11 protein-coding genes and 1 tRNA gene are annotated in these 14,429 nt (G+C 72.8%); 9 read left to right on the forward strand and 3 right to left on the reverse strand.

The window, feature by feature from the left end:
• Positions 1-68 precede the first annotated feature (68 nt).
• The 4 genes from ACF09C_RS19485 to ACF09C_RS19500 all read left to right on the forward strand — a co-directional run bounded on the left by ACF09C_RS19485 (position 69) and on the right by ACF09C_RS19500 (position 6,260).
• Entirely contained in the window at positions 69-1,232 is a 1,164-nt protein-coding gene (locus tag ACF09C_RS19485) for a hypothetical protein (protein WP_392092741.1), read from the forward strand.
• Positions 1,233-1,272: 40 nt separating this feature from the next.
• The gene (locus ACF09C_RS19490) at positions 1,273-2,865 is read left to right on the forward strand and encodes a hypothetical protein (protein WP_392092742.1); all 1,593 of its coding nucleotides are present in this window, start codon (positions 1,273-1,275) and stop codon (positions 2,863-2,865) included.
• A 41-nt stretch (positions 2,866-2,906) separates the two neighbouring features.
• The gene (locus ACF09C_RS19495; RefSeq protein ID WP_392092744.1) at positions 2,907-4,244 is read left to right on the forward strand and encodes an AAA domain-containing protein; all 1,338 of its coding nucleotides are present in this window, start codon (positions 2,907-2,909) and stop codon (positions 4,242-4,244) included.
• A 147-nt stretch (positions 4,245-4,391) separates the two neighbouring features.
• On the forward strand, positions 4,392-6,260 hold the full coding sequence (locus ACF09C_RS19500; RefSeq protein WP_392092746.1) for a B12-binding domain-containing radical SAM protein: 1,869 nt from the start codon (positions 4,392-4,394) through the stop codon (positions 6,258-6,260).
• Between the two features lie 9 nt (positions 6,261-6,269).
• Here ACF09C_RS19500 and ACF09C_RS19505 read toward each other — a convergent pair whose 3' ends face one another.
• Entirely contained in the window at positions 6,270-6,839 is a 570-nt protein-coding gene (locus ACF09C_RS19505; protein WP_392092747.1) for a peroxiredoxin-like family protein, read from the reverse strand.
• A 134-nt stretch (positions 6,840-6,973) separates the two neighbouring features.
• Here ACF09C_RS19505 and ACF09C_RS19510 point away from each other — a divergent pair, with 134 nt between their 5' ends.
• The 4 genes from ACF09C_RS19510 to ACF09C_RS19525 all read left to right on the forward strand — a co-directional run bounded on the left by ACF09C_RS19510 (position 6,974) and on the right by ACF09C_RS19525 (position 8,946).
• On the forward strand, positions 6,974-7,588 hold the full coding sequence (locus tag ACF09C_RS19510) for a TetR/AcrR family transcriptional regulator (protein WP_392092749.1): 615 nt from the start codon (positions 6,974-6,976) through the stop codon (positions 7,586-7,588).
• A gap of 141 nt (positions 7,589-7,729) precedes the next feature.
• Positions 7,730-8,086 carry a hypothetical protein gene (locus ACF09C_RS19515; RefSeq protein ID WP_392092750.1) on the forward strand — a complete coding sequence of 119 codons (357 nt, stop codon included), beginning with the start codon at positions 7,730-7,732 and terminating at the stop codon, positions 8,084-8,086.
• A 124-nt stretch (positions 8,087-8,210) separates the two neighbouring features.
• The gene (locus ACF09C_RS19520) at positions 8,211-8,882 is read left to right on the forward strand and encodes a bifunctional DNA primase/polymerase (RefSeq protein WP_392092752.1); all 672 of its coding nucleotides are present in this window, start codon (positions 8,211-8,213) and stop codon (positions 8,880-8,882) included.
• Positions 8,873-8,946 (forward strand) — tRNA-Lys (locus tag ACF09C_RS19525). Before ACF09C_RS19520 ends, ACF09C_RS19525 begins: the two co-directional genes overlap by 10 nt.
• Before the next feature lie 61 nt (positions 8,947-9,007).
• On the opposite strand, the gene ACF09C_RS19530 is transcribed toward ACF09C_RS19525, so the two are convergent.
• Positions 9,008-10,288, reverse strand: a complete 1,281-nt coding sequence (locus ACF09C_RS19530) for a M6 family metalloprotease domain-containing protein (RefSeq protein WP_392092753.1) — start codon at positions 10,286-10,288, stop codon at positions 9,008-9,010.
• Between the two features lie 324 nt (positions 10,289-10,612).
• On the opposite strand from ACF09C_RS19530, the gene ACF09C_RS19535 reads away from it, so the two are divergent.
• The gene (locus ACF09C_RS19535) at positions 10,613-12,520 is read left to right on the forward strand and encodes a putative bifunctional diguanylate cyclase/phosphodiesterase (protein ID WP_392092754.1); all 1,908 of its coding nucleotides are present in this window, start codon (positions 10,613-10,615) and stop codon (positions 12,518-12,520) included.
• A gap of 144 nt (positions 12,521-12,664) precedes the next feature.
• On the opposite strand, the gene ACF09C_RS19540 is transcribed toward ACF09C_RS19535, so the two are convergent.
• Positions 12,665-14,368, reverse strand: coding sequence for a glycosyl hydrolase family 18 protein (locus tag ACF09C_RS19540; RefSeq protein WP_392092755.1), 1,704 nt, complete (start codon positions 14,366-14,368; stop codon positions 12,665-12,667).
• Positions 14,369-14,429: the final 61 nt, after the last annotated feature.

Below are 14,429 nucleotides of genomic sequence, written 5' to 3' on the forward strand. Positions count from 1 at the left end.
CAGCCCCTCACCTGCGGTTCGCGGGGAACGGCGGTCGGATGTCAGTGGCGGATGGGAGACTTCCGCGGGTGAGCGATTCCCTCGACGGCGGAGCCTCTGTCCCTCCGCAGACGACACGAAAGACGCGGGTGTGGGAGCGGCTCGCCGAGCTGCGCGGGCCGGCCGTGGTGCCGCGCCCGCTGGACGCGCGCGCCCTGGCGGCGCTCGCGGCCAACCCCGGCTGCCGGCGGCGCGCGCTGCTCGACGGCGCGGGGGTGGACAAGACCGTGCTCGCGGCGAAGCTCGGCTCACCGGCCGCGTTCGGGCAGTCGCAGTTCGCGTTCATGCGGGGCAACGCCTTCGAGGCGAAGGTCAAGTCGGACGGCGGGCGCGAGCTGCTGCGGCTGCTCGGCATCGAGGAGCCGGGCTCGGTCCGGCTCCCCGACCTGGCGGCGGCCGGGCCCGAGGGCCGCGCCGCCCGCACGGCCCTTGCGCTGCGCGAGGCGACCGCCGCCGGGGCGTGGGCGCTGCTCGACCACCCGATGCTGGCCCTGGAGGTGGCGGGTTCCCCCGCCTATCTGGAGCCCGACGCGGTCGTGGTGCATCCCGACGGCCGGTGGACGGTCGTGGAGATCAAGTCCTTCCCGATGATCGACGGTTCGGCGGACGCGTCCAAGGTGGGCGCGGCGGCCCGCCAGTCGGCGGTGTACGTGCTGGCCCTGGAGCGGGTCGCGGCGCTGACCGAGGGCGCCGAGGTGGCGCCGCACGTCCTCCTGGTCTGCCCGAAGGACTTCTCCAACCTGCCGACGGCCTCGGTCGTCGACGTGCGCAAGCAGCTGGCCGTGACCCGCCGTCAGCTGACCCGGCTCACCCGGATCGAGGACATCGCCGCCGCGCTGCCGGAGGGAGTCACCTTCGACGTGGAGAGCTGCTCGGCCGACGAGCTGACGGCGGCGGTGGAGTCCGTGCCGCACGCGTACGCGCCGGAGTGCCTCGCGGCCTGCGAGCTGGCCTTCCACTGCCGCGACCGGGCCCGGGACGCCGGCGCCGTGGAGACCCTGGGCCGTTCGGTACGGGGCGAGTTGGGCAGCCTGACGACCGTGGGCGCGGTCCTGGCGGCGGCCCGCGGCGAGGCGGGCGACGCGGCCGACCCGACGGTCGAGGCGCTGCGCCGCGCACAGGCGCTGCGCGCGGAGGCGCTGGCGACGGCACCGGCACGGACCCCGAAGGCGGTCGCCGAATGCCCCTGCTGAGCACGGTGCGGCCGACCGCCGCCGGACGAGGAGTTCGTTCATGTCGCTGATCTCCACCCTCGCCCGCCTGGAGGCCGTCGAGTCCGGCCGGGCGCAGCCGCTGGCCACGGTCCGGCACCGGCACGTCTCGGAGCGGCCGCTCGTCCTCGTACCACTGACGACGGCCGGTGAGGCGGGCGCGCCGCTCGGCGCGCTCGTCGGCACGGATCGCGAGGAGCCCCGGCTCCTTGTCGTCGCGCAGCCGCGCGACCGTGACCTGCGGTTCGCGTTCCTCGCCGACCTGGCCGAGGAAGTCCTGCCGTACATCGACTCGTTCACGGACGTCGTCGAGGCGGTGGAGAAGAACGAGACCGACGCGGAGACGGGCAAGAAGGTCAAGGTCGAGGTCGACCTCTGCGCAGACGCCCCGCAGCTGGTCGTGCCGAGCCGGGCGGGCGTCGAGTACGTACGGCTTCTCGGCCGGTCGATGCGGTTCCGGCGCACGGCGGAGCAGGACCCGGAGACTCCGTTCCCCGCGCCGCCGCGCGTGCCGCTGCTCGGCCGCTGGCTGACGCACCTCGGGGAGCGGGCCCGGGTGCCGGGCTCCTCGCTGCTGCTCGCGGCCACCGACCTGCTGAACCGGCACTGGGCGACGGGCCAGTCCTCCCTGGAGGACCAGCACCTGGGTGCGCTGCTCGCCTGGATCGACCCGGACGGGGACGAGACCGGTCCCGAGGGGGCGCTCCGCGCGGAGCTGGGCCGGGACCGCGCGGGGCAGCTGCTCTGCCCGCCCGCAGGTCCCGCGACCGACCCGGACTTCGACAACCGGCTGCTCGCGCCCGCGATCGAGCGCTTCGACCGGGCCCGGCAGGCGCTGGCCTCGGCCGAGGACGGGGAGAGCGCCGACGCGCGCCTCGCCGAACTGCACCGCGCCGAGCGGGAGATCCGGCGGCTGATCGTGTCCCAGCTGAAGCCGACGTGGGATGCGGTGTGGCGCGCGCTCGATCTGGTGCGCGAGCTGCCGGAGGGCGCGCGGGTGGCGGACCGGTGGACCCGCGACCGCTGGTCGTTCACCGGTCACCGCGACCGGGTGGTCGCGGGTGAGCCGCCGCAGCCGCGCCAGGACGACGCGGTGACGGCGGCGCAGAAGCTGGCCGCCCGCGAGTCGGCGCAGGGCCAGTTGGAGGCGCAGGAGGCCCTGGACGATCCGCTGGTGCTCGCCGGGCGGCGGCTCGCGGGCGAGGCATTCGTCGCGGAGGTGGTGGAGGTGACGATGGCGTGGTCGGAGTCGAAGCGCCCGTCGCCGCGCCCGCTGCTCACGGTCCGCACCGACGACCGGCCGCACCTGGGCTCGGGGGTGAAGGTGTACCGCTCGCTCGAAGGCAAGCCGCAGACGGCGGAGTTCGTCCGGTACGAGGAGGCCGACGGCGCGCTCGTGCTGCGGATCACCGACCGCATGGGCCGGTCGAAGGAGCCGGCCGAGGGGTCGGTGCCGGAGAAGGGCGAGCGGATCGCCTGGACGCTCTTCGAGCACGACCAGCGGGTGGGCGCGAAGCTGCCCGACCCGGAGGACACGCCGTGGACGCACGGCGGGCCCCCGCGCTCCGACGCCGCCGAACTGCCCGACGCCACGACGCCGGAGGACCTGCTGTGAGCCCCGCTCCCTTCGACCCCGCCCCCTCGGACCCTGCCCCTGTGGACCCCGCTCCCTTCGATCCCGCGGCCGAGGCGGCGAAGGCCACCGCCGCCATCCTGGCCGACACCCTGCACGGGGACGCCAGGGGCGTGGTCGTGGACTCCCCGCCGGGCGCGGGCAAGTCGACGCTCGTGGTGCGCGCCGCGCTCGAACTGGCCGACGCGGGGCGCCCGCTGATGGTCGTGGCGCAGACGAACGCCCAGGTGGACGACCTGGTGCTGCGGCTCGCGGAGAAGCGTCCCGACCTGCCGGTGGGGCGGCTGCACTCGAACGACAGCGATCCGTACGACAAGGCCCTCGACGACCTGGAGAACGTACGGAAGTCGGCGAAGGCGGGGGACCTCGCGGGGCTTCCGGTGACGATCTCGACGGCCGCGAAGTGGGCGCACGTGAAGAACGTGGAGCCGTGGGCGCACGCGATCGTGGACGAGGCGTACCAGATGCGCTCGGACGCGCTGCTCGCGGTGGCGGGGCTCTTCGAGCGAGCGCTGTTCGTGGGCGACCCGGGCCAGTTGGACCCGTTCTCCGTGGTGGGCGCGGAGCAGTGGGCGGGCCTGTCGTACGACCCGTCGGCCTCGGCGGTCTCGACGCTGCTCGCGCACAACCCTGAGCTGCCGCAGCACCGGCTGCCGGTGTCCTGGCGCCTTCCGGCGTCGGCGGCGCCGCTGGTCTCCGACGCGTTCTATCCGTACACCCGGTTCCGCAGCGGTACGGGCCACGGCGACCGGCGGCTGACGTTCGGGGTGCCGTCGGACGGCTCGGGCCCCGACCGGGTCCTGGACGAGGCGGCGGAGTCGGGCTGGGGCCTGCTCGAACTGCCGGCCCGGCACACCCCGCGCACGGACCCCGAGGCGGTCCGGGCGGTGGCGCTCGTGGTCCGCAGGCTCCTCGACCGGGGCGGCGCGGCGGTCAGCGAGCGGGGTCCCGACCCGGTGCCGTTGACCCCGGACCGGATCGCGGTCGGCACGGCCCACCGCGACCAGGCGGCGGCGGTTCGCGCGGCCCTCACGGAGCTGGGTGTCGCGGGCGTGACCGTGGACACGGCGAACCGGCTCCAGGGCCGGGAGTACGACGTCACGGTCGTCCTCCATCCGCTGTCGGGCCGTCCGGACGCCACGGCCTTCCACCTGGAGACGGGCCGGCTGTGCGTGCTGGCCTCCCGCCACCGGCACGCCTGCATCGTCGTCGGCCGCGCGGGCGTCGCCGACCTCCTGGACGACCATCCCTCGACGGAGCCGGTCCAGCTCGGCGTCACGGTCAAATTCCCGGACGGCTGGGAGGCGATGATGTCCACATGGGATTTCTGGTCCGGTCACCGCGTCTCGTGGCGGCCGTAGAACAGGGGAATGGGCGTCCTGTTGACGCTTCATTGACGCCCCGCTGACGCCAGGTTGACGTTCCCGCGGCCGGTCCGCGGGATTCGGGTAATGTCGTCGCCCACGATGTCCACTGCTGCTCCCCGTGTGCTGGCGCTCATGCCGCCGATGACCCAGCTGAACACTCCCTATCCGTCCACCGCTTATCTCACCGGCTTCCTCCGCAAGGAGGGGGTGACGGCGTTCCAGGAGGACCTGGCGCTGGAGTTGGTGCTGCGGCTGCTTTCCAGACCGGGTCTTGAGGCCGTGCGGGATGTCGCGCGTCGGCTGCCGCGCGCTGAGCAGTCGCCGGCGGTCCGGGATTTCCTGGCGCTTTTCCCGGAGTATCTCGCCACCGTCGAACCGACGATCGGTTTTCTGCAGGGTCAGGACCCGACGCTGGCGCACCGCATCGCCGCGCGGCAGTACCTGCCGGAGGGTTCCCGCTTCGCTTCCCTCGACGTCTACGTCGATCCGGACGACCCGGACGGCGGGGACCCGCTGGCCTGGGCCTTCGGCGCGCTGGGGACGCACGACCGGGCACGGCACGTGGCCACGCTCTATGTGAACGATCTCGCGGACGTCATCCGTGACGCCGTCGACCCGCGCTTCGAGTTCGTGCGGTACGCGGAGTCGCTGGCGATGTCGCAGCCCAGCTTCGACCCGCTGGCCGAGGCGCTGGCCGCGCCGCCGACGCTGATCGACTCGATGCTGGACGAGCTGACCCGCGAGGCCGTCGAGCGCCACCGGCCCACGGTGGTGCTGCTGTCGGTGCCCTTCCCCGGCGCGGTGTACGCCGCGTTCCGCATCGCCCAGTCGATCAAGCGCCACAGGCCGGAGCTGCCGGTCTGTCTGGGCGGCGGGTACGTCAACACCGAGCTGCGGGAACTGGCGGAGCCGCGGGTCTTCGACTTCGTCGACTTCGTGACGCTGGACGACGGCGAGCGCCCGCTGCTCGCGCTCCTCGAGCATCTCGCGGGCGAGCGCCCCGCCGACCGGCTGGTGCGCACCTTCGTGCGCGAGGACGGCGTGGTCCGCCATCACGCCTGGGCGGAGGCGGACGTCCCCTTCGCCGAGACCGGCACGCCGACCTGGGACGGCCTGCCCCTGCACCGCTATCTGTCCCTGGTGGACATGCTCAACCCCATGCACCGGCTGTGGAGCGACGGCCGCTGGAACAAGCTGACCATCGCCCACGGCTGCTACTGGAAGAAGTGCAGTTTCTGCGATGTCTCGCTCGACTACATCTCGCGGTACGAGACGGCGTCGGCCGAGCTGCTGGTCGACCGGATCGAGGCGATCGTCGCGGAGACCGGCCAGACCGGTTTCCACTTCGTCGACGAAGCGGCTCCGCCCAAGATGCTGAGGGCGTTGGCGGAGGAACTGCTGCGCCGTCGGGTGACCATCACATGGTGGGGCAACATCCGTTTCGAGAAGTCCTTCACACCGGAATTGGCGCGGCTCCTCGCCGAATCGGGGTGCATCGCCATCTCCGGTGGTCTTGAAGTGGCCTCCGACCGGCTGCTGAAGCTGATGAAGAAGGGCGTGTCGGTGGCGCAGGTGGCCCGGGTGACGCGTGCTTTCACGGACGCCGGAATTCTCGTGCACGCCTATCTGATGTACGGCTTCCCCACCCAGACCGTGCAGGACACTGTGGACGCACTGGAATACGTCCGGCAGTTGTTCGAGGCCGACTGCATCCAGTCCGGTTTCTTCCACCGCTTCTCCGCCACGGTGCATTCCCCGGTCGGCCGGAATCCGCAGGAGTACGGCATCACCCTGCTGCCGCCGCCGGACGGGACATTCGCCAGGAACGACATCGGATTCCACGACCCGACCGGCACGGACCACGACGCCCTGGGCCGGTCGCTCAACAAGGCCCTGTACAACTACATGCACGGCATCCTGCTCGACCAGGACGTGCGCCGCTGGTTCCGGGGCCGGGTGCCGCGCCCGACGGTGCCCCGGTACTTCGTCTCACGGGCGCTGACCGGCTGACCGCAGGTCCTAGTCCCCTCGGCGGATGGCGGTCGCGAGGCCGAGGACGGTGTCCAGCGGCCATTGGTCGTCGGCGTGGGTGCCGTACTTCACGGCGGCGAGCCGGCCGTCGGCGGCGATCAGGAAGTCCGCGGGGAGGCCGAGCCGTCCGCCCCGCGGCTTCGGCACGGGCGGGCGCTGCCGGCCGCGCAGCATCTCCCCGGTGCCGAGGACGACAGCGCGGGCGATCGGCAGCCAGGCGCGCGGGGAGAGCAGCGAGCGGGGCGAGACCTCCACCCCGAACGCCTCGTAGAGCCGCTTCTCCGGGTCGGCGACGACCGGGAACGGCAGGCCGTCCAGGTGCGGGTGGAGCTCCTCGGGCGGCGAGTGGAAGACCACGACCTCGCGGACACCGGCCGCCTCCACCTCCTCGTACCTGCGGACGAAGGACCGCAGGTGCAGATGGCAGATCGGGCAGCCCGCGAAGCGCCGGAACTGCAGATGGACCAGCCGCTCGGGGTCGGGGTCGAGAACGGCCACCGGGGGGCCGAGGACCGGGTCGAGCGTGGTGACGGGGACGCGGGAGCCGGGTGCGAGCACGGGTACCTCCAGATGGACCGGCACAGGGGGGCGTACGGCGCGGCACCCCCCGGTAGGCGTACGGGACGACACCGCACACGTAGGCGTACGACGTACTCCTAAGAGCGTAGGCGTAGGGCGTACGCTGTCAACCCATGCCGCGCCCCCGCTCCCTCACCCCGGACCACCTGGCCGCCGCCGCCCTCGCCGTCATCGACCGCGACGGGCTCCCCGGCCTGTCGATGCGCACCGTCGCCAAGGAGCTCGGCATGAGCACCATGGGGCTCTACCGGTACGTCGCCGACCGCGACGAGCTGGAGGCGCTCGTCGCCGAACGCGTCCTCGGCGCCGTCGACCCGGCCCCGCCCCCGGCGGGGCCGCCCTGGCGGGACCGGGTCGTCGTGATGGTCGCCCGGCTCTGGGCGGGCGTGAGCGAGCACCCGGCCGCCGTCCCGCTGACCGTCAGCCACCGGCACCGGCTGCCCGGTCTGCTGCGCTGGTCGGAGTCGGTCCTCGGGCTGCTCGCCGAGGCGGGCATCGAGGGCGAGCGGCGGGTCGTCGCCCTGCGCGGCCTCATCGCGTACATCGTCGGCGCCATCCAGCTCGAACATCTCGGCTCCCTCGCCGGCGCGGGCCCGAGCACCATCGCCGAGCTGCCGCACGAGCGCTTCCCGTTCATGACGGAGGCGGCCCGCGACGCGCCCGGGATCGACGCCGAACGCGAGTTCTTCGGCGGGCTCGCCGTGTATCTGCGCGGCCTCGACGGCTGACCGCGCGCGCCGCGAGCCGCGCACCGGCGCATCGCGCGCCGCGTCCGCCCCCGCCCCGCGCTCCCGCCCTCTTGCGCGGCGCGGGACAATGGAAGACGGCCCGGGAGTCCGGGCCGTGCGTGTGCGAGGAGGAGAAGGACCATGGCGGAATCCGCGGAGCGGAACGAGCAACGGCGGCTCCGGCCCGCACCGCTGGTCTTCGAGCCCGCCGAGGCGACCGCGGACCCGGAGCACTTCTTCGACCTGGAGTCGCTCGACGACCCGCGCGAACTGCTCGCCCGCGCGACCGAGCTGACGCTCGCGTTCCGCGCGGCGACGGACCGCGCGATCGAGTTCCAGGCGATGGCGGCGGCCCAGCTGGCCGACCCGCGCCGCTTCGACCGGCTGACGGCGGCGGATGTCGCCGCGCGCGCGGAGTGGACCGAGGACTACGCCCGCCGCATGATCGACTTCGGCCGCGACCTGCTCCGCGCCACGAGCGCAGGGGCCGAGGACTGACGCCCGACCCGCTCGACCCATCTGGCATATGCCGGGGCGAAAGATACTCCTCCGGCACGTGCCGTGTCCGGGTTTTCGGCAACGCGGGGAAACAGTCCCGTCACCGACGGTACATCTTGACGTCATGAGCGGATGGCTACGAGACGAGACCCCCCTGAGCCCGGCCCAGAGCGACACCGGCGAACGGCGCAGTGAGCGGCAGGACATCTTCCGGTTCCTCCGGGACCCCGACGAGCGGCACCACCACTCCGCCCATGTCACCGCCGCGGGTGCCGACTGGCTCGCCTCCGCCGCCGCGTTCCCGCGCTCCGCGCTCGCGCTCTGGGAGGCCCGGCCCGCCGCCCCCGCCGTCCTGCCCTGCGGCACGGTCTTCGACGTCGTGAGCGTGGGCACGATCTTCGGGCGCCGGATGCTCGACCGGCTCTGGGCCGAGGGCCCCGGCTCCGGGCCCGTCGCCGTCCACCGGGGCCGGATGCTGCTCTTCGCCGCGCCCGGCACCGCCCAGCGGCTACCGGCCCTGCTGCGGTGGGAGGAGTGGGGCGACTCCGTCCCGCCCCCGCTCTGCCACGGCCTCGGCGACGAGGTGACGATCCCCCCGCTCACCCACGCCCCCGCCACCGGGCCCCGCTGGGTGGTCGCGCCGGACACCCGGCACCCCTGGCTGCCCGGCCCCGAGGTCATGCTCTGGGCCTGCGTCCGGGCGGTCCGCGCGGCCTCCGCCGCCGACGTGCGGATTTCGATTTTTCCTGGCGCCGATCAGGATGCTAAGGTCTACGACGTCAGCAGGCGCCGCTAGCTCAGTTGGTTAGAGCAGCTGACTCTTAATCAGCGGGTCCGGGGTTCGAGTCCCTGGCGGCGCACAGACGAAGAAGGCCCCTCGCGCAAGCGGGGGGCCTTCTTGTTGCGCACCAGAGAGTCCGCTCACGAGGACGGCGGCACCGTCACCTTCACCGTCCACGCCCCCGCGGGCGTGCGGTCGGCGACCTCCACCCGGATGCTCTCCCCCGGCACCGTGAACGTCTCGCCCACCCCCAGCGGCGCGTCCGCGAGCGGCGGGTACACCGAGCGGTCCCAACACGCCTCCGTCCGCGGGTGGGCGTCCACGACCTCGATCGGGCCGTCGCCGGACGCCGCCTCGTTCCGCACGCGGTAGATCAGCACACCCTCCGCGCAGGTGTCCTGGTCGTTGCCGGTGGCCCCGCGCGCCTCGATCGCGAGCGCCGTGCCCATGCCCGTACGGACGACCGCGAGCCGGTTGCCGAGCGAGCCGCCGGCCACCGGCGGCGCCGCCAGCGGCTCCAGGCTGAGCAGCCGGCTGCCCGGCCCCTGGACACAGGTCACCTGGCTCCGGTCCAGCCAGCCCAGCTTCCACTTGTGCCAGCCGAAGGGCTCCGGGGCGAGGCCGAACTGGCTGCCCATGACGTCCCAGTCCCCCACATGGGTGTCCCAGTCGCCCTTGCCGTCCATGGGCCGGTGGTAGAGGTCCGGCAGGTCGAAGACGTGCCCGGTCTCGTGCGCGAGGACGTTGCGGTCCGGCGGGTGCCGCTCGAAGACGGTGACGACCCGCTTGATCTCCTTGCCGTCCACCGTGAGCGGCCGCTCCAGGTTCACCACCTTGGTGGCGTCGGAGTCCACCCCCGGCGCGTCGGGATCGGCGACCAGGTAGACGATGTCGTACCGGGCGAAGTCGATCCTGTCGTCCGCCGCCGCGAGCGCGTCGCGCAGATAGGCCGTCCGCTTGGCCGCGTCCCAGTCCCGCCGTATGGCGTAGGACGTCGACGTCTTCGGCATCACGGTCCACTCCGGCCGGGTGTCCGCGCGCAGCGCGAAGCGGCCGTACGAGGCCCGCCGGAAGAACTCGCTCGTCCCGGGGAAGTGGTCGGCGGCCAGCTCCTGGGTCGTGGTCAGCGGCTCGGAGTCGGGGAACGACAGGAAGACCATGACCGCGTCGAGGGAGCGGACCGGCCTCGGGTAGGCGCCGTTCCAGGTGTCGAGTCCGAGCGAGTGGTGGGCGCCGGTCCGGGGCAGGGCGCACGGCCCGGCCGTCGGAGCGCCCACGGCGGGGCCCGCCACGAGCCCGGTCGCGGCGAGCGCCACGAGGGAGGTGAAGGCCGCGGCGGAGGCACGGAGCCGTGCGCGGTCCACTCCCCCGGGTGGCTGCTGACGCCTCACGTGGACCTCCGGCTGCGGAATGCGGGACACCTCAACCACCTTGTGTCGGTTTGCGGTGTTTCGCACCTTTCCGCTGCCCCAGTCGGGTGAGCGCGCGCCATGGCGTCGACGCGACACGCGCCCTCAACGGCTCACGGAACGTCACAATCGGTCAGGCCGCCGACGTCCCAAGTCAGACCCGCGCAGAAACGATCGGCCGGGTCTCGCCGGGGGGCGGGTCGGGGCGTCCACCGGGCCGCCCGCCGCCCATGAAGCTGGAACGGCCCCCGGGGGTGCCTCTATGATCGGCACACTTTCCTTGGCCGACCATCCCGACCACGTCTGTACGGCCCGACTGCACAACGGGAGCGAGCGGTGAGCGGAACCCCCGAAGGACCGGTGCACACCCGGCTCTCAGTCGCCCGGGAGCCCACGTCGGCGATCACGGAGCGTCACCACGACCACCCGGACGGCCACCCCGAGGACGGTCGGCGCGAGGACGCGCCCGCCCACCCCTGCGACGCCGAACTCCGCGACTACCGCGCCGCCTTCCGCGCCGCGCAGCTCGCCATGGCCGTCGTCGACCAGGACGGGCTCGTCGTCTCCGCCAACGACGCGCTCGGCACCCTCTTCGGCACCGAGGGCGCCGCGCTCCGCGAGCAGGCCGCCGCCGACCTCGTCGACCTCGCCTCCGACGGCCGCACCTGGCACGCGTACCGCGAGGTGCTCCGCGGCCGCCGCTCCCGCTTCCGCTGCACCCGCCGGCTCAAGCACCCCGACGGGCGCTCGCTCTGGGCCGAGGTCACCGTCTCCCCCGTGCCCGACAGCCGCCGCGTCCTGCTCTCCATCGCCGACATCAGCGACCGGCGCGAACTCCAGGCCCGGCTGCGCCACCTCCAGATGCACGACCCGGTGACCCGGCTGCCCAACCGGACCCTGTTCTTCGAGCGGCTCTCGGCCGCCCTGGAGACCGCCGCCGCGCAGGACGACGAGCCCGCCGGGTTCCGATCGTCGTACGAGTCGTACGGGCATGGCGGAACAGGGCGGATCGGCCTCATCTACCTCGACCTCGACGGCTTCAAGGCGGTCAACGACACCCTCGGCCACCGCGTCGGGGACCGCCTCCTCGCCGCCGTGGCCGCCCGGTTGACCGAGTGCGCCGACAACGACGGGTACACCAGGAGCGGCGGGCACCTGGTCGCGCGGCTCGGCGGCGACGAGTTCGCCATCCTCGTCGAGGACTCCACCGGGACCGAACAGCTCGCGGATCTGGCCCAGTCCGTGCTCTGCGCGCTGCAGCGCCCCTTCGACCTCGCCGGGCAACGGCTCTCCGTCTCCGCCTCGATCGGAGTGGTCGAGCGGGGCGCGCGGGGGACGACCGCGACGGGTCTGATGCAGGCCGCCGACACCACGCTGTACTGGGCGAAGGCCGACGGCAAGGCCCGCTGGACGCTCTTCGACCCGGAGCGAAACGCCCACCGGATGACAAGGCAAGCGCTCTCCTCCACGCTCCGACCGGCCGTGGAGCGCGGGGAGTTCGGCCTGGAGTACCAGCCGCTGGTCGGACTCGCGGACGGCGCGGTGCACGGAGTGGAGGCGCTGGTGCGCTGGAACCACCCGCAGTTCGGCACGCTCGCGCCGAATCGGTTCGTCGGGATCGCCGAGGAGGACGGCTCGATCGTCGAGCTCGGACGGTGGGTGCTGCGTACCGCGTGCCGGCAGGCCCGGCAGTGGCAGAAGGACCATCCGCGCGAGCGGCCGCTGTTCGTGAGCGTCAACGTGGCCGTACGGCAGGTCTGGGACTCCGACCTGGTGGCGGACGTGGCGGGCATCCTGGCGGAGACCGGGCTCGCGCCGCATCTGCTCCAGCTGGAGCTGACCGAGTCCGCGGTGATGGGCTCGGCGGGCCGGCCGCTCCAGGCGCTCCAGGCGCTGAGCGACATGGGCGTGCGGATCGCCATCGACGACTTCGGCACCGGCTATTCGAACCTGGCCTATCTGAGCCGGCTCCCGGTCTCGGTCCTCAAGCTGGACGGCTCGTTCGTCCGCGGCTTCCAGGACGAGGCGCACGCCAACCCGGCGGACGAGCTGATCGTGGAGGCGCTCGTCCAACTCGCCCACCGGCTGGGGCTCACGGTCACCGCGGAGTGCGTGGAGACCTCGGGGCAGGCGACCCGGCTGCGGCGGATCGGCTGCGACACCGGGCAGGGCTGGCTTTACTCGCGGGCGGTGCCCCCGGACCGGATCGCCGAACTGATCGGGGCCGCGCCGCTCCCGGTGTGAGCTCGACCCGGGCGGCCCGCGCGGGCCGGGCGCGGGCGCGGAACGGCCGGCCCGGGCGCGGGCATGGAACTGCCCCCGGCCGGAGGGACATTCCGGGCGGGGGCAGCGGTTCATGAGGTGGTGCTCAGCGGCGAGCCTCGGGAGCTAGCAGGCGCCCTGGTCCTTCCAGACGCCCCACTCGCCGGTCGTGCCCGGCGTCTCGTTCTGCGTCCACCACTGGGCGAGCCACTTGCGGCCGTTGTGGGAGACGACCGAGCCGCCGGTGTAGACCGTGCCCGCGACGTACGCCGGGACCGAGCCGCAGCCGGTGGGCGGCGTGGTCGGCGGCGTCGTGGGCGGGGTGGTCGGAGGCGTGGTCGGCGGGGTGGTGGGCGGCGTGGTCGGCGGCGTCGTGGTGGCGCCGAGCGCGTCGTTGATCTGGTTCAGCAGGGTGATGTTGTTGTCCAGGCCGAGGAGCGAGTACATCATCGCGCCGGCCAGGCCGCGCTGCTTGCCGTAGTCCACCCGGGCCTGGATGGAGCGCTGGTTGAGGCCGGTGAAGAACTCGCCGTCCTTGTAGAAGTACGAGGACTTGGCCTGGTCGTCCCAGAAGGTGCTCGCCGCGTTGTCGACGACGCCGCCCAGCTCCTTGTAGTGGGCGATGCCGGCCTGCTGGCTGAGCGGGCGGGCGTTGGAGCCGCCCGTCGCGGACTGGGCGAGGCCGTTGGCGGAGCCCGCCGGGACGCCCTTCCAGCCGCGGTAGTAGAACTCGTAGCCGAGGGTCAGCTTGTTGGCCGGGAAGCCGCCGGCGATGCCGTAGGCGGGCTTGCCGTCGATCCAGGAGTCGATCGCGTTGTCGATCGAGTACTTCTCGGTGCCCGGCGCGATCGGGTCGGTCGGGTCGTTCGAGCCGGAGTACAGCGGGGACTGGTGGTACGTCGGCCCGTCGCCGTCCCAGGCGCCGTGCATGTCGTACGTCATGATGTTCGCGTAGTCGAGGTACGCGCCGATCTTGTCCGTCTCGATGTACTTGATCTTGTCCTGGCCGGCCGGGAGGGCCGCGGTCAGCATGTACTTCTTGCCGCCGTTGGCCGTGCCGTACGCGTCGAGCTGCTTGCGGAACTCGGCCAGCAGGAGCGTGAAGTTCTGCTTGTCCTCGGGGCCGTAGTGGTTGCCCAGGTGGCCGCCGGAGGAGCCCGGGTACTCCCAGTCGATGTCGATGCCGTCGAAGATGCCTGCGGCGGTGCCCGCGCCGCCGAAGCCGCCCTCGACCGGGAGGTTGCCCTTGAGGTACTGGTCGATGCAGGACGAGACCAGCTTCTTGCGGCTGGCGTCGGTCTTCGCCGCGTCGTGGAAGTACTTGGAGTAGGTCCAGCCACCGAGCGAGATGTTGATCTTCAGGTGGGGGTACTTCGCCTTCAGCTCCTTGAACTGGTTGAAGACGCCCACGATCGGCTGGTTCCAGGTGTCGGCGACGCCGTCCACGCTGTCGGCCGCGCCGAAGGACTTCTGGTAGTCGGCGTAGGAGTCGCCCGCACCGTCACCCGCGTTGGGGTTGTTGTCGTCACCCGCGGCCTTGTTGGCCATGAAACAGGTGAGGTCGGTGGGGTGGATGTTGCCGAACGAGTAGTTGATGATGTCCAGCTTGCTCGCGATGCCCCGGGTGTCGAGGTGCTTGGGATAGAAGGCGTTCCCGTACACGCTCCACTGGTCGTAGTACGCGATGCGGACATTGCCGTCGGCGGCCGCCGTGGCGGTGGTGCCGGTGCCGGCCGCCGAGGCGGAGCCGATGCCGACGGTCGCGGCGAGCGCGCCTGCGGCGAGGGCCGTGCTCACGAGCGCGGCGATCAAGGGCTTACGGGGGTGCACGTGCGGCCTCCGAGGGGGATACGAGGGGTACGTGGTACGGCGGTTGGAGAAGTGATAGCCC

Source organism: Streptomyces sp. NPDC014870, from assembly GCF_043081505.1.
Taxonomy (GTDB): domain Bacteria; phylum Actinomycetota; class Actinomycetes; order Streptomycetales; family Streptomycetaceae; genus Streptomyces.